The organism is Blochmannia endosymbiont of Camponotus nipponensis (genome assembly GCF_009827135.1).
In the GTDB taxonomy this organism is placed as follows: domain Bacteria; phylum Pseudomonadota; class Gammaproteobacteria; order Enterobacterales; family Enterobacteriaceae; genus Blochmanniella.
The window spans coordinates 261,070-286,516 of record NZ_CP046534.1 but is presented as its reverse complement, the minus strand read 5'-3'; the positions used below and the strand labels follow the sequence as shown (position 1 = coordinate 286,516).

17 protein-coding genes are annotated in these 25,447 nt (G+C 31.2%); 16 read left to right on the top strand and 1 reads right to left on the bottom strand.

Annotated features, from left to right (window positions below; all coding sequences use genetic code 11):
* Window positions 1-122: 122 nt before the first annotated feature.
* From nusA to dnaJ, 13 genes are all read left to right on the top strand, one after another.
* Window positions 123-1,637, top strand: coding sequence for a transcription termination factor NusA (gene nusA / locus GN161_RS01205; RefSeq protein WP_159714827.1), 1,515 nt, complete (start codon window positions 123-125; stop codon window positions 1,635-1,637).
* A gap of 29 nt (window positions 1,638-1,666) precedes the next feature.
* Window positions 1,667-4,333 carry a translation initiation factor IF-2 gene (gene infB, locus GN161_RS01200; RefSeq protein WP_159714825.1) on the top strand — a complete coding sequence of 889 codons (2,667 nt, stop codon included), beginning with the start codon at window positions 1,667-1,669 and terminating at the stop codon, window positions 4,331-4,333.
* A 94-nt stretch (window positions 4,334-4,427) separates the two neighbouring features.
* On the top strand, window positions 4,428-4,805 hold the full coding sequence (rbfA, locus tag GN161_RS01195) for a 30S ribosome-binding factor RbfA (protein ID WP_159714823.1): 378 nt from the start codon (window positions 4,428-4,430) through the stop codon (window positions 4,803-4,805).
* Between the two features lie 16 nt (window positions 4,806-4,821).
* A complete protein-coding gene (gene truB, locus GN161_RS01190; protein ID WP_159714821.1) occupies window positions 4,822-5,607 on the top strand; it encodes a tRNA pseudouridine(55) synthase TruB in 786 nt (261 codons plus the stop codon).
* 304 nt (window positions 5,608-5,911) lie between these two features.
* Window positions 5,912-6,181, top strand: coding sequence for a 30S ribosomal protein S15 (gene rpsO, locus GN161_RS01185; protein WP_159714819.1), 270 nt, complete (start codon window positions 5,912-5,914; stop codon window positions 6,179-6,181).
* A 227-nt stretch (window positions 6,182-6,408) separates the two neighbouring features.
* Window positions 6,409-8,502 (top strand): polyribonucleotide nucleotidyltransferase, encoded by a 2,094-nt coding sequence (gene pnp / locus GN161_RS01180; RefSeq protein WP_159714817.1) that lies wholly within the window; start codon window positions 6,409-6,411, stop codon window positions 8,500-8,502.
* Window positions 8,503-9,108: 606 nt separating this feature from the next.
* On the top strand, window positions 9,109-10,875 hold the full coding sequence (locus tag GN161_RS01175) for a DEAD/DEAH box helicase (RefSeq protein WP_159714815.1): 1,767 nt from the start codon (window positions 9,109-9,111) through the stop codon (window positions 10,873-10,875).
* A gap of 137 nt (window positions 10,876-11,012) precedes the next feature.
* Entirely contained in the window at window positions 11,013-11,402 is a 390-nt protein-coding gene (locus tag GN161_RS01170) for a DNA polymerase III subunit psi (protein ID WP_236840112.1), read from the top strand.
* 849 nt (window positions 11,403-12,251) lie between these two features.
* Complete coding sequence (gene thrA, locus GN161_RS01165) at window positions 12,252-14,699, top strand: bifunctional aspartate kinase/homoserine dehydrogenase I (RefSeq protein ID WP_159714813.1); 2,448 nt, start codon at window positions 12,252-12,254, stop codon at window positions 14,697-14,699.
* A gap of 22 nt (window positions 14,700-14,721) precedes the next feature.
* The gene (gene thrB / locus GN161_RS01160) at window positions 14,722-15,657 is read left to right on the top strand and encodes a homoserine kinase (RefSeq protein ID WP_159714811.1); all 936 of its coding nucleotides are present in this window, start codon (window positions 14,722-14,724) and stop codon (window positions 15,655-15,657) included.
* Window positions 15,658-15,660: 3 nt separating this feature from the next.
* Window positions 15,661-16,962 carry a threonine synthase gene (thrC, locus tag GN161_RS01155; RefSeq protein WP_159714809.1) on the top strand — a complete coding sequence of 434 codons (1,302 nt, stop codon included), beginning with the start codon at window positions 15,661-15,663 and terminating at the stop codon, window positions 16,960-16,962.
* Between the two features lie 410 nt (window positions 16,963-17,372).
* Window positions 17,373-19,286, top strand: a complete 1,914-nt coding sequence (gene dnaK / locus GN161_RS01150) for a molecular chaperone DnaK (RefSeq protein WP_159714807.1) — start codon at window positions 17,373-17,375, stop codon at window positions 19,284-19,286.
* Window positions 19,287-19,412: 126 nt separating this feature from the next.
* The gene (gene dnaJ, locus GN161_RS01145) at window positions 19,413-20,546 is read left to right on the top strand and encodes a molecular chaperone DnaJ (protein WP_159714805.1); all 1,134 of its coding nucleotides are present in this window, start codon (window positions 19,413-19,415) and stop codon (window positions 20,544-20,546) included.
* A 40-nt stretch (window positions 20,547-20,586) separates the two neighbouring features.
* On the opposite strand, the gene rpsT is transcribed toward dnaJ, so the two are convergent.
* Window positions 20,587-20,886, bottom strand: a complete 300-nt coding sequence (rpsT, locus tag GN161_RS01140) for a 30S ribosomal protein S20 (RefSeq protein ID WP_159714803.1) — start codon at window positions 20,884-20,886, stop codon at window positions 20,587-20,589.
* A gap of 265 nt (window positions 20,887-21,151) precedes the next feature.
* On the opposite strand from rpsT, the gene ribF reads away from it, so the two are divergent.
* The 3 genes from ribF to lspA are packed head-to-tail and all read left to right on the top strand — an operon-like array spanning window position 21,152 to window position 25,436.
* The gene (gene ribF / locus GN161_RS01135; protein ID WP_159714801.1) at window positions 21,152-22,126 is read left to right on the top strand and encodes a bifunctional riboflavin kinase/FAD synthetase; all 975 of its coding nucleotides are present in this window, start codon (window positions 21,152-21,154) and stop codon (window positions 22,124-22,126) included.
* Window positions 22,123-24,945, top strand: a complete 2,823-nt coding sequence (gene ileS, locus GN161_RS01130) for an isoleucine--tRNA ligase (RefSeq protein ID WP_159714799.1) — start codon at window positions 22,123-22,125, stop codon at window positions 24,943-24,945. The genes ribF and ileS overlap by 4 nt, the downstream gene beginning before the upstream one ends.
* A complete protein-coding gene (gene lspA, locus GN161_RS01125) occupies window positions 24,945-25,436 on the top strand; it encodes a signal peptidase II (protein WP_159714797.1) in 492 nt (163 codons plus the stop codon). The genes ileS and lspA overlap by 1 nt, the downstream gene beginning before the upstream one ends.
* Window positions 25,437-25,447: the final 11 nt, after the last annotated feature.

Sequence of the window (25,447 nt, the reverse complement as noted above, 5' to 3'; positions counted from 1 at the left end):
TTGTAATATTGTAATTCAGATGTGAATAAATGAGGAAGTGTCATTTTTTAAAAATTTAATGGAATATTAATAGTTGTTTATGTAGCTGTTAAGAAGAAATATCTTATTTTGAGACAACTGGGATGAACAAAGAGATTCTGGCTGTTATAGAGGCGGTTTCTAACGAGAAAGCTGTACCTCAAGAAAAGGTTTTTGATGCATTAGAAACTGCATTGTCTGCTGCTACGAAAAAGAAATATGAACAAGATATTGAAGTACGTGTTGTAATTGATCGTAAATCAGGTCAAATTAAAACCTTTCGAAGGTGGGTTGTAGTGGAGCAAGTGACTCAACCTACTAAAGAGATTACATTGGATGCTGCTCGGTTTGAAAATCCAGAAGTTAAAATTTGTGATTATGTTGAAGATGTTATCGAATCTGTTAGTTTTGATCGTATTACGACTCAAACTGCAAAACAAGTTATTGTTCAAAAGATACGTGAAGCTGAACGTGCGATTATTATAGAACAGTTTTTAGGGCGTCAAGGTGAAATTGTTACAGGTATAGTAAAGAAAATTAATAGAGATAGTATTAACATAGACTTAGGAAACAATGCCGAAGGAATTATTAATAGGGACGAAATGTTGCCGCGTGAAAATTTTAGATTGGGAGATAGAGTACGTGGTATACTGTGCACGGTGCGCCCAGATTTTAAAGGTCCTCAATTACTGATCAGTCGTGCTAGGATTGAAATGTTAATTGAATTGTTTCGTATCGAAGTACCTGAAATTGGGGAAGAATTAATCACTATTAAAGCTGCCGCTCGAGATCCCGGTTCACGAGCAAAAATTGCTGTTAAAACAAATGATAAACGTATTGATCCAGTAGGAGCGTGTGTGGGAATGCGAGGGGCGCGTGTTCAGGCTGTTTCTAGTGAATTGGGAGGGGAACGTGTGGATGTTGTGTTATGGGATGATAATCCTGTACAATTTGTTATTAATGCTATGTCTCCCGCTGATGTTGCATCCATTGTGATAGATGAAGATAAGCATACTATGGATATTTCAGTAGAGGAATCTAATTTAGCTCAGGCTATTGGACGAAATGGTCAAAATATTCGTTTAGTCTCGCAATTAAGTGGTTGGGAATTGAATATTATGACTGTAGATGAGTTAGAAAAGAAACGTCAAGTTGAAATATGTACTGTGACCAATGTTTTTGTTCATACTTTAAATATTAGTGAGCAATTTGCTAAGATATTGATTGATTCAGGATTTTCCTCGCTTGAAGAATTGGCTTATGTACCTATAACAGAACTGTTGTCGATAAAAGAATTAGATAAAAAAACAGTGGAAATTATTAGGGCTCGCGCGAAAGGTGCTTTAAGAAATTTTTCTGTGACTCATAATAAAGAAGATATTGAGTATAATCATACTGCTGCCGTTATTAATCCTGTAACAGGATTATTGAGATTATCTAATATGGAATATGAATTAGCATTAAAGTTAGTTGCACGTGGTATTTCTACTTTGGAAGATTTAGCGGAACAAGATATTTCAGGTCTTTCTGACATCGAAGGATTAACTAAAGAAAAAACTGGAGAATTAATTATGGAAGCTCGTAATATTTGTTGGTTTAATAATGATAACAAACGTTGATATTATTGTAATAATAATTAAGGAAAGCCATGACAGATATAACCATGCAATTATTTGCTGTAAAAACGAAGATGTCAGTGGATCAATTAATACAGTGGTTTTCATATCTTGGTATTGTTAAAAAAGAAACGGGTATTGTAACTAAAATAGAAAAAGAAATTTTTTTTAAGTATATGAATTATAATAAAAGTGGTATATCTAATAAATTAACACTACGACGAAAAACGCGTAGTGTTTTGAGTGTATCTAGTATCGGTGGTAAAAATAAACAAGTACAAATAGAGATACGAAAGAAACTTACATATATACAATCTACTTTACAAGAGACAGATTTAAATGATGTGAAAAATAAAATGGTGTCTAATGTTAATCGAGCAGTGTCTGATGTAACTGTAAAGAGTAAATTAGTGAATAAAAAAATAGATGATACTGCAAGTTCATTATTATTAACGCAAATTTCTAAAAAAAATAATCGTTGTTCTGAGTCAGCGGGATTCAAAGAAAAAGTAACAAACAAAGTATCTCGTAAAAGTGAAGAAAAATATTCAAAAGCATCGGATGAAATGAAGTTATTTAAAAATAGATCTGAGAATCATTGGCGTGTTGATTTGAACACAAATATAATTTCTTCTAGTTTGGAAGGCCGTCATAACGATAAATTACATCGTGGGACCGTTGCGATAGAAAAGAACCATAATCAAAAATTAGAAAACGAAAGAAGGCATCGCTCTCGTGTACATACACGATATCGAAGTGGTGGGAAATTAGCTAAACAGCATAAAAGGAGTAATAACCATCGTTTCTATGAGATTATACCAGATGATTTTAGTAAAGAAGAGTTGTGTATTCCAAATCGTACAAGTAAAAACAAACGTAAACAAAGTGCATTATTGCAAGTTTTTAATAAACCTATTCAAACAGTTACTCGGAATATTGTTATTGGAAAAACTATAAGTGTGGTTGAATTAGCCAATAAGATGTCAATAAAAAGTACGCATGTTATTAAAGTGATGATGCAATTAGGTATAATAGTAACTGTTAATCAAATTATCGATCAAGAAACTGCTCAGTTGGTAGTAGAAGAAATGGGGCATAATGCTATTTTACGTAATGAGAACAAACTAGAAGAACTGATTATGCATGATCGAGATATTGATGCAACGAGTTGCGGGGCTATGGTTGAAAGCAGAGCACCAATAGTTACTATTATGGGTCATGTAGATCATGGAAAAACTTCTCTTCTTGATCGTATTCGTTCTACTAAAATAGCGTCTTCTGAGATAGGAGGTATTACTCAAAGTATAGGTGCATACCATGTAAACACTAATAATGGCATGATTACTTTTCTTGATACTCCAGGACATGCGGCATTTACTGCGATGCGTGCACGTGGAGTACAGTTGACGGATATTGTAGTGTTAGTAGTAGCTGCTGATGATGGGGTAATGCCTCAAACTATTGAAGCAATACAGCATGTTAAGTCTGCTAATGTTCCTGTAGTGGTGGCAGTAAATAAAATTGATAAATCAGAAGCTAATCCTGAACGAATAAAAAATGATCTTAATAATCATGGTATTGTTCCAGAAGAATGGGGTGGTGATGTACAATTCGTAAATGTTTCTGCTACTTCAGGTGAAGGAATAGATAATTTATTAGATTCTATTTTATTACAGTCAGAAATATTGGAACTGAAAGTCATACGAAATGGTATGGCAAGTGCTGTAGTTATTGAGTCTTTTTTAGATAAAGGACGTGGCCCTGTAGTTTCAGTATTGGTTCGTGAAGGTACGCTCAAATGTGGTGATATAATTTTATGTGGTACAGAATATGGGCGTGTACGTGCTATGCGTGATGAATTTGGTCATGAGATTAATTCAGCTGGTCCATCCATTCCGGTAGAGTTATTCGGTTTATCAGGAACTCCGGCTTCTGGAGAAATGGTGATTGTAGTGCGCAATGAAAAAAAAGCTCGAGAGGTAGCTATGTATCGTCAAGGAAAATTTCGTGAGGTAAAGTTAGCGCGTTACAAAGAGCCTAATGTAGAAAGTATTTTTGCTAATATTAAGAGCACTGGTGGCAGCGTGGTTCCTGAATTAAATATAATTGTGAAATCTGATACACAAGGTTCCTCTGAAGCTATTCGTCAATCTTTAGAAAATTTATCAACTGATGGTGTAACAATAAAAATTTTGTCTTCGTCTATTGGTGGTATTACTGAAACTGATGTTGCATTAGCAGCAGCTTCTAATGCGGTGATTTTAGGATTTAATGTTAGAGCAGATCTTTCTGCGCGGCGTACAATTGAGTTGGATAGATTAGATGTGCGTTATTATTCAGTGATTTATGACTTAATAAATGAAGTAAAACAAGCGATGCATGGTATGTTAGCGCCACAATATAAACATGAAATTATTGGTTTAGCAGAAGTACGAAATGTATTTTGTTTGCCAAAATATGGAAATATTGCTGGTTGTATAGTTGTTGAGGGAATGATCAGGCGTGATAGAAAAATTAGGGTTATCCGAGATAATGTAGTCGTGTATGAAGGGGAATTAGAATCGTTGCGTCGTTTCAAAGATGATGTTAATGAAGTACGCAGGGGAATAGAATGTGGTATTAGCATAAAAAATTATAACGATATTCATTCTGGAGATATGATTGAAGTATTTGATGTTATAGGAATTTCTTATGTATAATTTTTTAATTTAGGTATCTAGCATTATTATATTATTTGATTAGGGTATTTATTATTTATATGTGTCATATATATTTTTCATAAAGGTAAAAGAAATGTATTTTCAACATAGTTATCGTACTCAGCGTGTTTCTCAGGAAATACATAAAAAAATTTCTCTTATCTTACAGCATAAGATCGATGATCTTCGTGTAGGCATGCCCACTATTTCGGGTGTTCAGGTATCTAAAGATTTAAAAAATGCTAATGTTTTCGTGACTTTTATTAATAAAGATAGTCCGGAGGAAATAAATTCTGCCATTGCAGTATTACAGCGTGCCTCACGGTTTATTCGTTTTTTATTAGCTAATGCTACGTGTTTACGTATAGTGCCTATATTGTTGTTTAAGCATGATTCTTCATTAATAAAAGGCACAAAGATATGTAGTTTAATCACCGCTACATCAACCGTTGATATAGAAAAAATAAATTAAGGCGTTGGGATCCTTAGTGCAACGATATAAGAATAAAGAAAGTAGAGATATTAGCGGTATTTTGTTGTTAGATAAGCCTAAAGGAATATCTTCTAGTTTTGTATTAAACAAAATTAAACAGTTATTTAGCGCTAATAAAATAGGACATGCTGGTACTTTAGATCCGTTAGCAACGGGAATGCTTCTTGTTTGTTTTGGGGAGGCGACTAAATTTGCAAAGTATTTCTTACATTCCGATAAACGATATCAAGTAGTTGCTCAATTAGGAATAAGCACTGATACTTTTGATGCAGATGGGGCGATTGTTCGTGTATCATCCGCAACTAAGTTAAATGATAAAAAATTAGCACAATGTTTAGAACATTTTAAGGGGGTAATGAATCAGATTCCTCCTATGTTTTCATCATTAAAATATCGTGGATTGCCTTTATACAAATACGCTAGGAAGGGAATAAATGTTCCTAGAAAACCTAGGTCAGTGCGTATATATGATCTGAGTATTCTTAAGAAAACAGAAAATGCTATTGAATTAAATGTTCATTGTTCTAAAGGAACTTATATTCGTAGTATGGTAAATGATATTGGGGAATATTTGGGTTGTGGAGCGCATGTTGTAGCGTTGCGTCGTTTATCAATAGGAAAGTATATTTCTTCTTCTATGATAAATATGACAACATTGGAATCTATTTTTTATAATGATTTTTTTGATGATTCAGAGGTATTTTGTCAGTTAGATGCATTATTGATATCAATGAGTACAATTAAAAGTAATTGTATTAATATAGCTAATAAGCAATGTTAAAAATTATTATATATACGTTATTCATTAAATTAAATTATTAAAAATATATTTTAATAAATGCATTTATGAATACATTTATGTATATAAATGTATTATATGTGGTGTTATTTGTATGTGTATCAGATTAGAAAGGAGATGTTTTTTAGAAATATATTTTTGTTATTACTTAATTTATTCTTAAATTAGATGGGAGATAAAATAAATAGTGGAATATTAATTTCGGTATGTTATTTAGCTTAAGTGTTTAATATAATTAATTTTTTTAAATTTAATATAGGTTTTTATAAATAAAAAGGTGTTTTGCATGTCTTGGAGTGCTGGAAAAACAACAGAAATAGTTTCTATATTTGGTCGTAACATTAAAGATACTGGTTCTACTGAGGTACAGGTTGCGCTACTAACTGGACGCATTGATTATTTGAAACATCATTTTTTAAAACATAAAAAAGATTATCACAGTCGTCGTGGACTACTTATAATGGTCGCTCGTAGACGAAGGTTGTTGAAATATTTAAGAAAAAATAATGTGCTGCGTTATACTAATTTGATACGAAATTTAGGATTACGTCATTAATTGGAATGTGTGATTTGGTTAAAATGTTATGGCAGTGCTTTGTGTATCGAGAGATCGCTAAACATAATGTTAAAATAAGACTTTTTAATTTTATGTCTAATAAACACGATGTTTTTGTAATTATAATTGTAAAATAAAAATGTAATAAAAATGTTTATAAACTAATTATATATGTTTGTTTCAATATTTTGAAGATTATATTTTAAATATAAAAAAAGGATGTTATTTTGTTAAATCCGATTATTCATAAGTTTAAATATGGAGAATATACTGTAGTTTTAGATGTTGGAACTATAGCTCGTCAAGCAAATGCTGCAGTTATGGTGAGTATGGGTGATACTACAGTATTGGTGACAGTAGTTAGTTCTAATCAAGTGAGATTAGAACAAGATTTTTTCCCTCTTGTTGTAAATTATCAGGAACGTACTTATGCTGCTGGGAAGTTTCCGGGAGGTTTTTTTCGTAGAGAAGGGCGTCCCAGTGAAAATGAAATATTAACGTCTCGTTTAATCGATCGTCCTATTAGGCCGTTGTTTCCTAAAGGATTTGTTAATGATGTACAAGTAGTTGCTACAGTAATTTCAGTAAATCCTCAAGTTCATCCAGATATTGTAGCGATAATAGGAGTATCTGCTGCGTTAAGTTTATCTGATATTCCATTTTTTGGTCCAATTGGAGCAGCTAGAGTGGGTTATATTAAAAACAAATACGTATTAAACCCAACAACGACAGAGTTGTCTAATAGCAAGTTAGATCTGATTATTTCAGGTACTGAATCTAATGTTTTGATGGTGGAATCGGAATCATGTGTGTTGAGTGAGAAAGAACTATTGGATGCTATTGTGTTTGGACATGAACAACAACAAACGGTGATTCATAATATTAATAAATTAGTTAAAGAGGTTGGAAAACCTAAGTCTTTTTGGAAAGAAACAGAAGTTAATGTGTCTTTAAAGGCATATTTATCTGAATTATATGACTCTCGTTTACAAGATATATACTGTTTTTTTGATAAGAAGGAACGTTATGCTCAAGTCGATAGCATTAAACAAGATATAGTAAAAACGGCTCTTAATAACTATAATAATGCTATTGTAGATGAAAAAGAAATAATATATATTCTGAATTGTTTAGAATCTCAATCGATTCGTTATCGTATTTTAAATGATAAATTACGTGTTGACGGACGTTCAAAAGACGCAATACGGAGTATAGATATAAGAACAGGTATATTACCTCGTACTCATGGGTCTGCGTTATTTACTAGAGGCGATACCCAGGCGTTAGTTACTGTTACACTTGGCACGGAACGTGACGCACAGAATGTTGATGGATTAACTGGGACACGTGTTGATAGATTTTTGTTGCATTATAATTTTCCATCGTATTGTGTAGGAGAAATAGGTATTATAGGAGCGCCAAAAAGAAGAGAGATAGGACATGGACGTTTAGCAAAACGTGGTATGTTAGCGGTTATGCCTAATGCTAATGAGTTTCCTTATACAATACGTGTAGTATCAGAAATTACTGAATCCAATGGATCATCTTCCATGGCATCTATTTGTGGCACATCTTTAGCATTAATGGATGCTGGAGTTCCGATTAAAGAAGCGGTTGCTGGTGTTGCTATGGGATTAATCAAGGAAGGAAGTGATTTTGTTGTTCTATCTGATATTGTTAGCGACGAGGATCGTATTGGAGATATGGATTTTAAAGTATCCGGTAGTCGCCAGGGTATTACGGCTTTGCAAATGGATATTAAAACAGACGGCATCACTTATGATATCATAGATATTGCTTTAAAAAAAGCAAAGCATGCTCGATTTCAAATATTGGATATTATGGAACGGATTATTGAGTTTCCCAGGAATGAAATTTCTAAATTTGCTCCAAGGATATATAGTATTAAAGTTAATCCAAATAAAATTAAAGATGTGATAGGAAAAGGAGGGTCGGTTATTCGTTCGTTGACTGAAGAAACTAATACTATTATTGATATTGAAGATGATGGTACCATAAAAATAGTTGCTTTAGATTATGATAAAGCAAAGCATGCTATGCGTAGAATTAATGATATTACCGCAAATGTTGAAATCGGAGCTATTTATACTGGAAAAGTTACTCATATCGTTGAATTTGGAGCATTTGTTACTATTCTTTCTGGAAAAGAAGGTTTAGTACATATTTCTCAGATTTCTGATAGAAGAGTAAATAAAGTGACTGACTACTTGCAATTAGGACAAGAAGTATTAGTAAAAGTATTAGAAATAGATCGTCAGGGGCGCATTCGTTTAAGTATGAAGGGAATAAAACCATCATAATATTATTTATTTATGTAATGGTATTTATTTAGTATATTTGGTTGGTATAAATGGGATGGTATATATGTAATTTATAGTGTTTATGTAGGTTGATAACGATTTATATATTCAGTTTTTGTTTTAAAACTTATAATAATTTAATTTATATTTCGATAATGTATGGTATCGGATAAGGCAAAATTCAGTTTAATATGATTACACGTAATGTATTCAAAAATAGCGTGTAATAGATAATTTTATACATAAAAATTACAATGTATTATAAGAGTAATATAGATACTGAAGAAACAAGTAATACTTAGTTAATGATACATAATTATACGAATCATTATGTATACTTTTTTTATATATAATGGATATTTAATAACACTTCAAAATTGATATTTTCTCCTTTATAACAGTGGTATTTACGCTCGTATTAATGTAATTATAACAAACAACAGCAAATTTTAACTTGGTCATAGTTATCATATAGCACATAGTGCGTATGATGATGGTGTTTGCATTGAACAATATATGTATGTTTGCATGAAAACATTATTTTTTGAAGAGTTTTGATATCAAGTGTGTGGAGTAAATTATTTATTAAAAATGAGGTAACTATAGATGTTGAAACCCGTAGACTCTTTTGTGGATTTAGGATTAAATCGTCATATAGTCCATGTTTTACATGATATTGGATATAAAAAACCTTTACCTATTCAGGTTCAATGTATTCCGTATTTATTAGCTGGATATGACGTATTGGGGATGGCACATACAGGCAGTGGAAAAACTGCGGCATTTATTTTACCGTTACTGCATCATATTGATTGTAATAATTCTTTCTCTCAAGGTTTGATTATCACGCCTACTCGAGAGTTAGCAATTCAAATTGGGAAAGTATGTTCTAATTTTTCAAGATATATGAAAAAAATCAATGTTGTCACGGTATATGGTGGACAAAGTTATAGTATACAATTGAGTGCTTTAAATAAAGGGCCTCATATCATCGTAAGTACTCCGGGTAGATTAATAGATCATTTAAATCGTGGTACTGTTGATTTATCTAAATTAAAAACCTTAGTAATAGATGAAGCGGATGAGATGTTGCGTATGGGCTTTATTGATGATATAGAGCGTATTATTAAACATGTTCCAATTAAACGTCAAACAGCATTATTTTCTGCTACTTTGCCTATGGATATTCGTCATATAAGTTATCGATTTATGCATAATCCAAAGGAGGTATATATTCGCTCTAATACTAATATATGTGCTGATATTAGACAAAATTATTGGTTAGTGCATGGAATAGATAAACGTGAAGCGTTAATGCGTTTTTTAGAAACAGAAGATTTTGACGCAGCTATTGTTTTTGTTCGTACTAAATATGCAACATTAGAAATTTCTGAAATGTTAGAGAAATTTGGTCATAATAGTGCAGCTTTAAATGGAGATATGGATCAAACAGTACGATACCAGACGTTAGATCGATTAAGGCATGGGCGATTAGATATTCTTATAGCTACTGATGTTGCTGCACGTGGATTAGATGTGCATCGTATTAGTTTAGTGATAAATTATGATATACCAATAAATTCTGATGCTTATATACATCGGATAGGTAGAACTGGTAGAGCAGGTCGTATTGGAAAATCTTTGTTGTTTGTAGAGCGTAGAGAACATCGTTTTTTACGAAATATTGAACGTAAAATAAATTTAAATATCCCAGAGGTTCGATATCCTACTGTAAAAACGTTACTTGCTTGTCGTTTAATTAAATTTACCAATAAAGTAGAACAACAATTAAATATTGATAATAATTTGGATGCATATCGATCCTTATTACTTCAAATAAAACCTAAAAAAGACTTAACAATAGAAAATTTAGCGGCCGTTTTGTTGAAAATAGCACAAGGTAAGCGTCCATTGGTGTTACCTCCGGATCCAATTACTAAAAATAAATTGGTTTGTAAGATGCGTATAAATAATAATAATCATCAAAATTATTATCGTGTTTCTAATAATAGAGGCATTAAAAATAGAACATTATCTAGAATGTCTGATGATAATATGAATGTTTATCATATATCAGTAGGACATAATGATGGCATTAAAATACGTCATATTATCAGAGTTCTTTTGAATAAAATTGATAATATTTGTTATGATAAAATAGGTGATATTCGATTATTTTCTTCTCACGCTACTATTGAGTTAGCTAAAGGGTTATATAGTAGCAAAATACTTGATCGGCTATCTCGTGCGTGTATTTTAAATAAACCAATAAATATAAAATTGTTAGGTAACGTGTCTTCACGCAATGATATGCGTTATCATGGAATGTTTTCCAAAAATACACATGTATCTGATGAAATAACTTCATGTTAGATTAGTAATTTTTCAATGTATATAATTTGAATATGTAAATGTAATTTTTTATGAAGTTATTTATATTGTTTATACCAACAACTATACATTAAATGTGAATGAAAATATGTATTAATAATAGAAGCAAACAATATAATTTGGTTTTACAGGAATTAGGTATTACATATTGGAAGTTACGATACCCTATAGTTTTAGATAATGAAAATTCAATTAAATTGTGGTGGCATCTACGTTTGTTACTGATATCTTCGGATTGTTCGATATCGTTAGATGATCTTTTTGTTAAGGATGTTATACGTGCTATGCGAATTAATATTAAATCAGTATATGTATTGACTATTAATCAAATTAAAACCCTAATTATTCCAGAAGAATATTTTTTTTATTGTTGGTGGATTGGTATGGAAAAGTTAAGTAATTTTAATGGTATATGTTTAAGTACTCCATCATTATCAATATTAAAATGTGATGTTAAAGCTAAGTGTGATTTGTGGCGACAAATTAGCTGCATTTTGTTGGATAATTAAATAATTCATTAAATAAAGTTTTATTGGCTAGTAAGGGAAAGATAAATATTTTTGTAGATCACTATTGTTAATATTTTATATATTTTCAGTTTTAAAGTTACGTTTATATTGATATGTATTTATATGAATTATAGATTCAGAGATCAATTTATAATGTATTTGAGGGTTTGATTGTACGTAAATATTTTTAATATTATAATAATTATTACTAAATAGTAATAATTTTGGATTTATTTTAACAGAATTAAAATCATGTCAAATATTAGTAATAAAAATATAATTTATTTGTATTTATTATTAATTCGCTAATTTTATTTCATCTATATAAAATTATTATATCAAAAACGTAAAAGTATCTTTTATGCTGAAAAGATATTGTATTAAATATTGTTAATATTATTTTTATTATTGATTTTATTGGAATATATTGTTGTATTTTATGTGTAATGTAAGCAATATTCGTGCGTATATATATAAATAAGTACTGATATTGTGTTTCATATATAATTTTATATAAATAAAAGTGTGTTTTGTAATGATGCGTCTATATATAAATTGCATGTATTATAAGTTTTTATAAGACAAATATTTTTATATTAGTAATATTTTAAATATATCTAAATAATCATTGATTATCTTTTAAAATTTTTTATTATAGATAGTATAATATTAATTGATATAATGATATAATTGGTTATAATGTGTGTTTGTTCTATTTTTTAACTATTTATTGTAATGATTATCCATAAAAATACGATAATAATATGGATGAATATTACGTGATCCTTGCGTGTCGTATTGTTATTAATAAGGTGCAGGATAGTAGTGGTCATATTTGGGAGATAAAACATGCGAGTATTAAAATTTGGGGGGACTTCGTTGTCGGATGCAAATCAATTTATTCATGTGGCCAATATTCTTGAAGAAAACGCTCAAGAAGAACAAATAGCAGCAGTATTATCAGCACCTGCTATGATTACTAATAGTCTAATATCAGTTATTGATCGTGCATTAAATGGTAATACTGTATTAGAATATATTCATAATATAGAAACTATTTTTAATACTTTGTTGGAAGATATAACTCATATGCAGTCAGGATTTAATTGTGTAACTGTACGTGTTATACTGGAAAAAGAATTTATTCATTTAAAAAATTTACTATATGGAATTTCATTATTAAAATTTTGCCCAGACAATATAAATGCTAATATTATTTGTTTGGGAGAGAGATTATCTATTATTTTAATGGAAGGTTTATTAAACGCAAGAAATCTTCAAATAACTGTTATTAATCCGGTAGATAATCTTATAGCACAAGGAGGAGAGTATCTTGATTCTATGGTAAATATTGAAGAATCTGCTCGACGTATTAAAAATATATCTATTTCTCATTCGGATATTATGTTAATGGCTGGATTTATTGCAGGTAATGAGCAAGGTGAGTTAGTGGTTTTAGGACGGAATGGTTCCGATTATTCGGCTGCAATTTTAGCAGCTTGTTTAGGTGCTAGTCGTTGTGAAATTTGGACAGATGTAGATGGTATTTATACATGTGATCCACATCAAGTAACTCATGCAAAATTATTACATTCATTATCATATCAAGAGGCTATGGAACTTTCTTATTTTGGAGCTGAAATTTTACATCCACGCACTATTGTACCGATTGCTCAATTTCATATACCTTGTTTAATAAAAAATGTTTTTAAACCTAATGCTTCTGGCACATTAATTGGTCCAATTAATAATGATTCAACTAATATAGTTAAGGGAATTACATGTTTAAATGATATGGTGATGTTAAACATTTCTGGTCCAGGAATGAAAGGTATGATTGGTATGGCCGCACGCGTATTTTCTGCAATGTCTAAAGCCTCATGTTCAGTAGTATTAATTACTCAATCATCTTCTGAGTATAGTATAAGTTTTTGTGTGCCTTGTCAAGAATTGTCAAAATCTTGTGTTTCATTACATGAAGAGTTTAATTTAGAGTTAAAAAATGGGCTTTTAGAACCAATAGATGCGATACGAGATCTTGCAATTATTTCAGTTGTGGGCGATGGAATGCGTACGAAACTGGGTTTATCTAGTAAATTATTTGAGGCGTTAGCTCGAGCTAGTATTAATATTATTGCAATTGCTCAGGGATCTTCAGAGCGTTCTATTTCGGTAGTGGTAAAAAATAATGTTACTACTATTGGAATTAGGGTAGCTCATCAAATGTTGTTTAGCACTGATCAATTAATGGAAGTATTTATTATTGGGTCTGGAGGTGTTGGTTCGGCTTTAATAGAACAAATTAGACGTCAGCTTCATTGGTTACAAAATAAACATATTGACTTACGAATATGTGGTATTACTAATTCACGAGTGATGTGTGTAAATATAAACGGGATTGATTTAGAGCATTGGAGATCGTCTTTGAATAACACGCATGAATCTTGCGATTTAAAAAAATTAATAAAGACTATAAAAGAAAATCATTTATTAAATCCAGTTATTGTAGATTGTACTAGTAGTATTGATGTAGCTAATTATTATGTAGATTTCTTGTTACATGGTTGTCATGTGATTACACCAAATAAAAAAGCTAATACTGGATCTATGAAACAGTATAGAATGCTGAGAGACGCTGTAGCAAAATCACGAAGGAAATTTTTGTATGATACTAATGTTGGAGCTGGATTACCAGTTATAGAAAATCTTCAAAATTTATTAAATGCTGGGGATGAATTGATAAGTTTTTCCGGTATTTTATCTGGATCTTTATCATTTATCTTTGGAAAAATAGATGAAGGTTTATCTCTATCTGCTGCAACTTTGTTAGCGCAGAAGAAGGGTTATACTGAACCAGATCCTAGGGATGATCTTTCTGGTATAGATGTAGCTCGGAAGTTATTAATTTTAGCACGAGAAGTTGGGTATGAATTAGAACTCGATGATATTCAAATTGATCCGGTAATACCACATAATTTTATGAATAAGAGTGATACGGGTAGTTTTTTTAAAAAATTATCTTTATTAGATGATATTATTGTTAATAAGGCTCAGAAAGCATGTGAATTAGGACATGTATTACGTTATGTCGGTAACATACAGCAAGGACGATGTCGCGTACAAATTGAATCTGTAGATAATAACCATCCGTTATTTAAAGTAAAAGATGGAGAGAATGCGCTTGCATTTTTTACACGATATTATAAACCGTTACCGTTAGTATTACGTGGTTACGGTGCAGGAAATGATGTTACAGCAGCAGGAATATTTGCAGATTTGTTACGTACTGTATCATAAGAATAAGTAAGGATGTGTAGATATGGTTAGAGTGTATGCTCCAGCATCTATCGGTAATATTGGAGTAGGGTTTGATACGTTAGGTATGGCAATTACCCCAATAAATGGTAGTTTATTTGGAGATTGTGTAAGCATTGAAAATGCTAATATTTTCAGTTTGAGCAATACAGGACATTTTTATAATCAATTACCGAAACGTTTGGAAGAAAACATTGTCTTTCAATGTTGGAAGAAATTTTGTGAAATTTTAGGTCAAACATATTCTCTGAGTATTAATTTAGAAAAAAATATTCCTGTTTCTTCTGGTCTAGGTTCTAGTGCTTGTTCTATAGTAGCTGTATTGGTAGCAATGAATTATCATTGTGGATTTCCACTTGATAATAATCAATTGCTTACACTAATGGGAGAAATGGAAGGTAAAATTGCTGGTTCTGTTCATTTTGATAATGTGTCCCCTTGTTTTTTAGGGGGTATGCGTTTGATTTTGCAGAATTGTGATACTGTCAACCAGATTATTCCTAGTTTTAATAATTGGTTGTGGATTGTAGCGTACCCAGGTGTTAAAATGTCTACTGAAGTGTCTCGATCAGTATTACCAAATAAATATAGTAGTGAGGATTGTATTAATCATAGTCAATACTTGTCTGGTTTCATACATGCTTGTCATACTAAACAAGAAAATTTAGCAATTAAGTGTATGAAAGATATTATAGCGGAACCTTATAGGTCTCGATTATTTCCTGTTGAATTATCCTATATACGTCATAATATTATAAAAAAAGGTGCTATGTCTTGTGGTATTTCTGGATCTGGTCCAACGATTTTTGTATTATGTAATACTCATGACGTAGTGGAAGATATTTCTGATTGGCTATCGCATTTTTATTTGCAAAATGATTCAGGTTTTGTTCGAATTTGTTCCTTGGATCAATGTGGAGTACGTATTATGGTGGAATAATGAATGAAATTATATAATATTAAAGAACATAGTGAGCAAGTTACATTTTCTAAAGCTCTTTTGCAAGGGTTAGGAAAGGATCAGGGATTATTTTTTCCAGTAGATTTGCCAAAATTCTCTACATTTGAAATAAATTCTTTGTTAGAAATGAATTTTATAGAACGTAGTGCATATATTTTATCTACCTACATTGGTTCTGAATTATCAAAAAATAGTATATTAAGTTGTGTTAAAAATGCTTTTAATTTTTCAGTACCATTAGTATTTATAAATGATAAAATTGCAATTTTAGAATTGTTCCATGGACCAACTTTATCTTTTAAAGATTTTGGAAGCCAACTGATGGCTCAAATGTTAAAAAAAGTTGACTATCAACTTAAAAAGCCTATGGTTATTCTTACTGCTACTTCTGGAGATACAGGTGCTGCTGTGGCTCATGCTTTTTTTGAGATTAGCAATTTACATGTCATAATCCTTTATCCTAGAGGTAAAATTAGTGTATTACAAGAGAAATTGTTTTGCACTTTAGGAAGTAATGTTTCTACGATATCAGTAGATGGTGATTTTGATGCATGTCAATGTTTAGTTAAGCAAGCTTTTTTAGATAGCACATTACGACAGACATTATATTTAAATTCTGCTAATTCTATTAATATTGGTCGATTGTTAGCTCAAATTTGTTATTATTTTGAAGGAATGTCACAGTTACCGTATCAAATGCGTAATAAGTTAGTTATTGCAGTTCCCAGTGGGAACTTTGGGAATTTAACTGCTGGATTGTTAGCTCAGTCTTGTGGACTACCAGTAAAAAGGTTTATTGCCGCTACTAATATTAATGATACTGTTCCTAGATTTTTACAATCTGGTTATTGGGAACCTCATCCTACTGTTGCAACGTTTTCTAATGCAATGGACGTAAGTGTTCCAAATAACTGGCCTAGAATAGAAGAATTATTTCTTCGAGAAAAAAGATCTATTAAAGAATTAGGATATGGTTCTGTTAATGATACACTTACAGAAAAAACAATACAAGATATTGCAGATTTAGGATATCTTTCTGAGCCTCATACCGCTGTAGCATATAGATTATTGTATGATCAATTAGATTCTGATGAATTGGGTGTATGTCTTGGTACTGCTCATCCTGTGAAATTTAAAGAATTAGTAGAGCGTTGTTTAGGGAAACAAATACAAATAGTATTACCAGATTTATTAACAGAACGTATGAAATTACCTATTTTATCATATGAAATATCTAGATGTTTTTCTTCGTTACGCAATTTAATTTTAAGAATAACCTCTTAAAATATCACGTATGAATGTATATGTGTGTATTAATTATATTTTAGCGTATTTGTATTTTGTGTATTCAATAAATGTATTTTATGGTAAATGAATAATTGATGATGTTAAGTTATGTAAATATATTTAAAATATATTATTAATAACGAACGGATTATATAATACGGGATGTTTTGTGAAATTTAATGATGCAAAATTAAATATTATACGAATAATAGATTATGTCATATTATCTCTATGGTTTGTTTTTTTATTTTATTTATGATGTATTAGAAGATGTTAGTTATATTAAATTTATACAATGTTTTTGAAAAGTTTTGAAAACAAACCTGTTTTAAGGTTGAAAAGTACAGTTTTGACCGCATATCAGGAGCATGGTGTGGTTAAATCGATTTTTTAGTGGAGATGTGTAGATGGGAAAAATTATTGGCATAGACTTGGGTACGACCAATTCTTGTGTTGCAATTATTGAAGGGAATAAACCTCGTGTATTAGAAAATAGTGAAGGCGATCGTACAACTCCTTCTATTATTGCTTATACCCAAGATGGTGAGATTTTGGTTGGTCAACCAGCCAAACGTCAGTCTGTTACTAATCCTAAAAATACTTTGTTCGCTATTAAGAGGTTGATTGGTCGTAGATTCCAAGATAGAGAAGTGCAGCGTGATGTTAATATCATGCCGTATAAAATAATTTCTGCTAATAACGGGGATGCTTGGTTAGATGTTAAAGGTCAAAAAATGGCACCTCCTCAAGTTTCCGCTGAGATTTTGAAAAAGATGAAGAAAACTGCAGAAGATTATCTTGGAGAACAAATTTCTGAAGCAGTTATTACAGTTCCAGCATATTTTAATGATGCTCAACGTCAAGCCACTAAAGATGCTGGACGTATTGCGGGTTTAGAAGTTAAACGTATTATAAATGAGCCAACTGCTGCAGCATTAGCTTATGGTTTAGATAAAGACACCAGGGGTAATCGTGTTATTGCGGTATATGATTTAGGCGGAGGCACTTTTGATATTTCTATTATAGAAATTGATGATGTTGACGGAGAAAAGACTTTCGAAGTATTGTCTACTAATGGAGATACGCATTTAGGAGGAGAAGATTTCGATAGTATTTTAATAAATTATTTAGCAGATGAATTTAAACAAGATCAGCGTATTAATTTATACAATGATCCTTTAGCGATGCAACGATTGAAAGAAGCAGCAGAAAAAGCGAAAATAGAATTATCTACTTCCCATCAAACTGATGTAAATTTACCGTATATTACAGCAGATAATACTGGGCCAAAACATATGAATATTAGAGTAACGCGCGCTAAATTAGAATCCTTGGTAGAAGATTTGGTGAATCGTACTATGGATCCTCTTAAGGTAGCATTAAAGGATGCTAATTTATCTATCTCTAATATAAATGATGTTATTTTAGTAGGCGGTCAGACTCGTATGCCTCTTGTTCAAAAAAAGGTATCTGAATTCTTCCAAAAGGAACCGCGTAGGGATGTTAATCCTGATGAGGCAGTTGCTATTGGAGCGGCAGTACAAGGAGGCGTATTATCTGGAGATGTAAAAGATGTATTACTGTTGGATGTCACACCATTATCTTTAGGTATTGAGACTATGGGGGGGGTTATGACATCATTAATTGCTAAAAATACTACTATCCCGACTAAGCACAGTCAAATTTTTTCTACAGCTGAAGATAATCAATCTGCTGTTACTATTCATGTTTTGCAAGGTGAAAGAAAGAGAGCAAGTGATAATAAATCATTAGGACAATTTAATTTAGATGGAATAGCGGCAGCAATGCGTGGTATACCTCAGATTGAAGTGACTTTTGATATTGATGCTGATGGTATTTTGCATGTATCTGCTAAAGATAAAAATAGCGGACGTGAACAAAAAATTACTATTAAAGCTTCTTCTGGTTTAAATGAAGAAGAAATTAAAAAAATGGTTCAAGAGGCAGAGGTTAATGCTGAATCAGATCGTAAATTTGAAGAGTTAGTGCAAATTCGTAATCAAGCTGATCATTTGTTGCATAGCACCAAAAAACAATTAAAAGAAGTAGGTGATGGTATATCGTTGGATGATAAAGTTTCTATAGAAGATGCGTTGAAAGAATTAGAATCGGTAATAAAAAATGAAGATAAAAATGAAATTGAATCTAAAATTCAATCTTTAATTAAAGTGTCTGGAAAATTGTTGGAAGCAACTCAAAAGCATCAAGAACAATCTAAGCCTCACAATTCTAATAGTACTGTTGATGCGAATGGAGAAGTAGTGGACGCGGAATTTGAAGAAATAAAGAATAAAAAATAGTTTTTTAAAGAATTAAATTTATGTCAGGAGATATACGATATTAAAATTATAATCAAAGAAGATTGTGTCAACAAATGTGTACATACCTAGTCTAATGTAGGTATTTAGAGGGACGTAAATAAAATCATGGCTAAATCAGACTATTATAAGATTTTGGGCGTTTCCAGAAATGCGGATGAGCGTGAAATCAAAAAGTCCTATAAACGTCTGGCGATGAAATTTCATCCAGATCGCAATCCAGGCAATACTACGGCTGAAACAAAATTTAAAGAAATTAAGGAAGCATATGAAGTATTAAGTAATTCGGAGAAGCGCGCAGCCTATGATCAGTATGGTCATGCGGCATTTGAACAAGGCAACATGGGATCAGCGTCAAATTCAAGAGGATCTGCAGCGGATTTTAGTGATATTTTTGGTGATGTATTTGGGGATATATTTGGAGGTAATAGACGGAATCGTGCAGGAAGAGGTGCAGACCTAAGTTACAATATAGAGTTAAGTTTAGAAGATGCGGTGCGTGGGATTACTAAAGAAATCTGTATACCCACTTTGTTAGTGTGTGAGGAATGCCGTGGAAGTGGTGCGAGATCAAATACGGCAATAGTTACTTGTATGACATGTCATGGGCAAGGACAAGTACAAATACGCCAAGGGTTTTTTTCTGTGCAGCAGTCTTGTCCTGTATGCCATGGATATGGGAAAATTATTAAAGAGATTTGTAATAGTTGCCGTGGAAATGGACGGGTAGAACGACCTAAAACTCTTTCTGTTAAAATTCCGGCAGGTGTAAATACAGGAGATCGTATACGTTTATCAGGTGAAGGTGAAAGTGGGAAAAATGGGGCACCTGCGGGAGATTTGTATGTTCAAGTACAAGTTAGAAAACATCCAATTTTTGATAGAGAAGAAAAAAATCTTTATTGTGAAGTACCAATTAATTTTTCTATGGCAGCTTTAGGGGGAGAAATTGAGGTACCTACTTTAGATGGCAGAGTGAAATTAAAAATTCCTCCTGAAACGCAAACTGGAAAATTGTTTCGAATGAGAGGAAAAGGGGTAAGATCAGTGCGAAGTGGTGGTAGTGGTGATTTGTTATGTAAAGTGGTAGTAGAAACTCCGGTTAAATTAAATGACAAACAAAAACAATTACTTCAAGATTTGTCAGATAGTTTTGGAGGACCTCATGGAAATAAAAATAGTCCTAGGTCCAAGAGTTTCTTCGATGGTGTAAAAAGGTTTTTTGACGATCTAACTCGTTAGATCGTCAACGGTAATATTATAATTATTTTATAATAGTAAATTATTGTTGTTTTGTTTGTGTGTGTTCTTCCGGGAAAGAAGTCATAGATTTAATGCGTGCATATACTCTGGATTTACATCTAGCAGCTTTGTTTTTGTGGATTAAACCCTTACCGGCTTGTTGGTCTATTATTTTTTGCATAGAAATAAATGCAGTTGTTGCGGTTGTTTTGTTTTTAGTTGCAATTGCTGCATATACTTTTTTTATAAAAGTACGTAACATGGATCGACGACTTATATTATATTTGCGTTGATGTTTTGATTGTACAAGAGATTTTTTAGCTGATTTAGTATTAGCCAATATACACACCATTCTTAAGTATTAAATTTTAACTATCTCATACGTTCATATTATATTATTATATTGTATACTGCAAATGATTATTTATGTATTAAATAATTGGTTATTATTGTCGTTTTATAGCATATTTTGTTTTATAAATTTATTTTAAACTATATTATTTGTATTATTTTCAGAATATTAAATTAATACAATAAGTCAGCGATGTTAAAAATACATATATAGCTCATATGAATATTTTTTTAATAATCTATTTAAATGTGACATGGAATTTGTTAGAGGTGTGCATAATATAAAATCTCGTCATAAAGGATGTATACTTGCTATTGGTAATTTTGATGGATTTCATCTTGGGCATCAAGCATTAATTTCAAAATTACAGAAAGAAAGGAGTAATTTGAAATTACCTGTTGTGGTTATGATTTTTGAACCACAACCTAAAGAATATTTGTTTAATATAATAGCAATGAGGTTAATTAGTTTAAGAGATAAAGTTAATTATTTATATACAGCAGGCGTAGATGTTGTTTTGTGTATTACTTTTAACCAGAAATTTGCTTCTATTGAAGCAGATAATTTTATTAAAAAAATATTAGTATGTAAACTAGGAGTACGGTTTGTTTGTGTTGGAGATGATTTTAGATTTGGTGCATGTAGAAAAGGAGATTTTTTTTTATTGAAAAAAATAGGTAAAAATGAAGGTTTTAAGGTAATACGTACTGCTACTTGTCTTGACGTAAACAATCAAAGAATAAGTAGTACTGCAATACGCATAGCTTTAATAGAAAATAGACTTTTGGATGCTGAATTATTGCTCGGACATTCTTATTGTATTTCCGGTCGAGTAGTACATGGAGATAAATTAGGTCGTACACTTGGATTTCCTACAGCTAATATATCATTACAAGGTAAAAGATTACCTATACATGGTGTATATGCAGTGGAGGTATATGGTGTTTCTAATTTTCCATTGCCAGGTATAGCTAATGTGGGAACATGTCCGACAACTACTGGAAAAAATCAACAAAAATTAGAAGTATATTTATTTAATATATCTAAAAATCTATATACCTATCATATTAAGGTAGTTTTTTTGGCTAAAATACGTGATGAACAATATTTCACGTCTATAAAAAAATTACAGTCTCAAATTAAGAACGATATAGTAAAGGTACATGGTTATTTTAATGATAATAATAATTTTAACAGAATTCATAAAAATGGAATAATTTGTAAATGATTGACTATAAAAACACTTTGAATTTACCACATACATCGTTTTCAATGCGTGCTGATTTATCTGTATGTGAGCCTGTTACGTTAGAATGTTGGTATAAAGATAATTTATATGAAGCAATTCGTCGAAAAAAAAGTAGAAAAAAGTTATTTTTATTGCATGATGGTCCTCCTTATGTAAATGGTAATATTCATTTAGGTCATGCAGTAAATAAAGTACTAAAGGATATTATTCTTAAATATAAAGGTTTGATGGGTTATAATGCTCCTTATACTCCGGGATGGGATTGTCATGGATTGCCTATTGAGCTACAGGTAGAACGATTAGTAGGACAACCAGGGATTAATATTAATTGGAATGAATTTCGTATTGCCTGTCGTAGTTATGTTTTGGAACAAATAGAAATACAAAAGAAAGATTTTATGAGGTTAGGTGTTTTAGGAGATTGGAAGAAACCTTATTTGACGATGGATTTTAAGACTGAAGCAAATATTATTCGAACTTTAAGTAAAGTTATATCTAAGGGTTATTTTTATAAAGGTATTAAACCTGTGCATTGGTGTTTCAAATGTTGTTCTGTATTAGCTGAATCAGAAGTAGAATATAATGATCATCTTTCTCCTGCTATTGATGTCGTTTTTGATGCGGTAGATAACATTCGAATTTCTAAAATATTTAATGTTGATATATGCAAAGATACAATTGGAATAGTAATTTGGACGACTACTCCCTGGACATTACCTGCCAATCAAGCGATTGCTGTGCATCCAGATTACAGTTATCAATTGATTGTAATGAATAATGATAAATATATAATTGTTGCGGCTAATTTGGTGGATGTTTTGATGCGACGCGTACAATGTTTTTCTTGGAAGGTTATAGGAGAAACTTCAGGTAATTTTTTAGAATCGTTAAGATTTCATCATCCTTTTATGTTTTTTGATATTCCTGTTGTATTGAGTTGTCATGTATCACTAGATTCTGGAACAGGAGTGGTGCATATTGCTCCAAATCATGGTGTAGATGATTATATTGTGGGTAGAAAATATAATTTTAAAATTATTAATATAATAGATGATACAGGTCATTACGTATCTGATCTGCATCCTATGTTAAATGGTATGCAAGTCTTTCAGTCCAATAATATAATAATAAATTTATTGAGTCAGTCAGGGGCTTTATTGCATGTTAACTACAACTACAAACATAGTTATCCGTACTGTTGGCGTCATTTAACTCCTGTTATTTTTAAAGTTACTTCACAGTGGTTTTTAAGTATGGATAAACATAATTTAAGAGAAAAATTATTAAAAACTATACATAAAGTATGTTGGATGCCAGAGAAAGGTAGAGCTTGTATTGAAACAATGATTGTTAACAGACCTGATTGGTGTCTTTCAAGACAACGTGTTTGGGGCACACCAATACCTATTTTTATTCATAAGAAAACTAAAATTTTACATCCGCGTACATTTGAGTTGATGGAAATAGTTGCACAACGAGTAGAACAATTCGGAATACAAGCGTGGTGGGATATGAAAGTTGAAGATATTATAGAAATCGAAGTAGATCAATATGAAAAAGTATTAGATACACTTGATGTATGGTTTGATTCCGGTTCTACTTATGATTCAGTGATACCAGAAAGATTAGAATATCATGAAAAGTTGCCAGATTTATATTTGGAGGGTTCAGATCAATATCGGGGTTGGTTTATGTCTTCTTTAATTATATCTACCGCAATTACGGGTAAAGCGCCTTATAGAGAGGTGTTGACTCATGGATTTACTGTAGATGTTCAGGGACGTAAGATGTCTAAATCTCTTGGTAATATCATTAGCCCTCAAGAAATAATAAAAGATTTTGGAGCAGATATTTTACGATTATGGATAGCTTCTTCTGACTATTCTAAAGATATGACCATTTCCGATGCTGTTTTAAAGCATACGACTGATGTGTATCGGCGTATTCGTAATACCGCTCGATTTTGTTTAGCTAACATTAGTGATTTTAATCCAGAAAAAGACTGTGTGCATCCAGAAAATATGATTGAATTAGATTGTTGGGCGGTAGATCGCGCTTTGTCTGTGCAAATGGAAGTAATATCAGATTATAATAAGTATAATTTTCATAATGTAATACAGCGAATTATGCAGTTTTGTTCAGTAGACATGGGTTCATTTTATTTGGATGTTATTAAAGATCGACAGTATACTACAAAGAAAAATAGTAAAGAACGTCGCAGTTGTCAGACTGCATTGTATCATATTATAGAATCATTGGTACGTTGGATCGCTCCAGTTTTATCTTTTACTGCTGATGAAATTTGGAAGTATATTCCAGGAAATAGATCAAAATATGTGTTTACTGAAGAATGGTATGATGAGTTGTTCAGTATAAGTTCAAAAAAAATTATGAACAATAATTGTTGGAATATTTTTTTAAATGTTAGAAGTGAAGTAAATAAGATAATTGAACAAGCGCGTCTTAGCGGAATCATTGGTGGATCTTTGGATGCTAGTATAATATTATATGCTACTTCGGAGTTGGCAAATAAATTACGTATCTTAGAGAAGGAGCTTTCTTTTGGATTAATAACGTCGTCAGTAATAGTTTTAGATTATCATGAACTTAGTGTTACTCAACACAAGACAGAAGGGATACCGGGATTACAAATTTTTTTAGAAAAAGCTAAAGGAAAGAAGTGTTTACGTTGTTGGCATTATCGCTTAGATACGGATCGATATGAAAAGTATTTAAACATTTGCGCGCGTTGTGTTAGTAATATGGTTGGTTCAGGAGAAAATCGTAGGTTTTTTTAATGAACAGACAACACAATTATAGAAATTTAAAATGGCTATGGTTATCTATATTGTTAATGTTGTTAGATATAGGCAGCAAATACTGGGTAAAAACTCATTTTTTGTTTGGTGAGGTATTAGCATTGTTACCTGGTATTAATTGTTATTATATTAATAATTCAGGATTATCTTTTGGGTTATTTGGTAACGTTAATTTACATTATCGTTGGATATTTATATGGATAATAATATTAATTATTATAACATTGATTATAATGTTATGTAGATTAATTGAGTACTCTAACTATTATAGAGTATCTTACTCTATGATTATTGGAGGAGCTTTAGGTAATTTATTTGATCGAATATTACATGGAACAGTAGTGGATTTTATTGATATATACATTAAAAGTTGGCATTGGCCAACTTTTAATGTTGCAGATATAGAAATTTGTATAGGGATTACTCTTTTAATAATGAAAAATTATTATGATTTTTTGAAATCAATTTAAATTAGTATCCT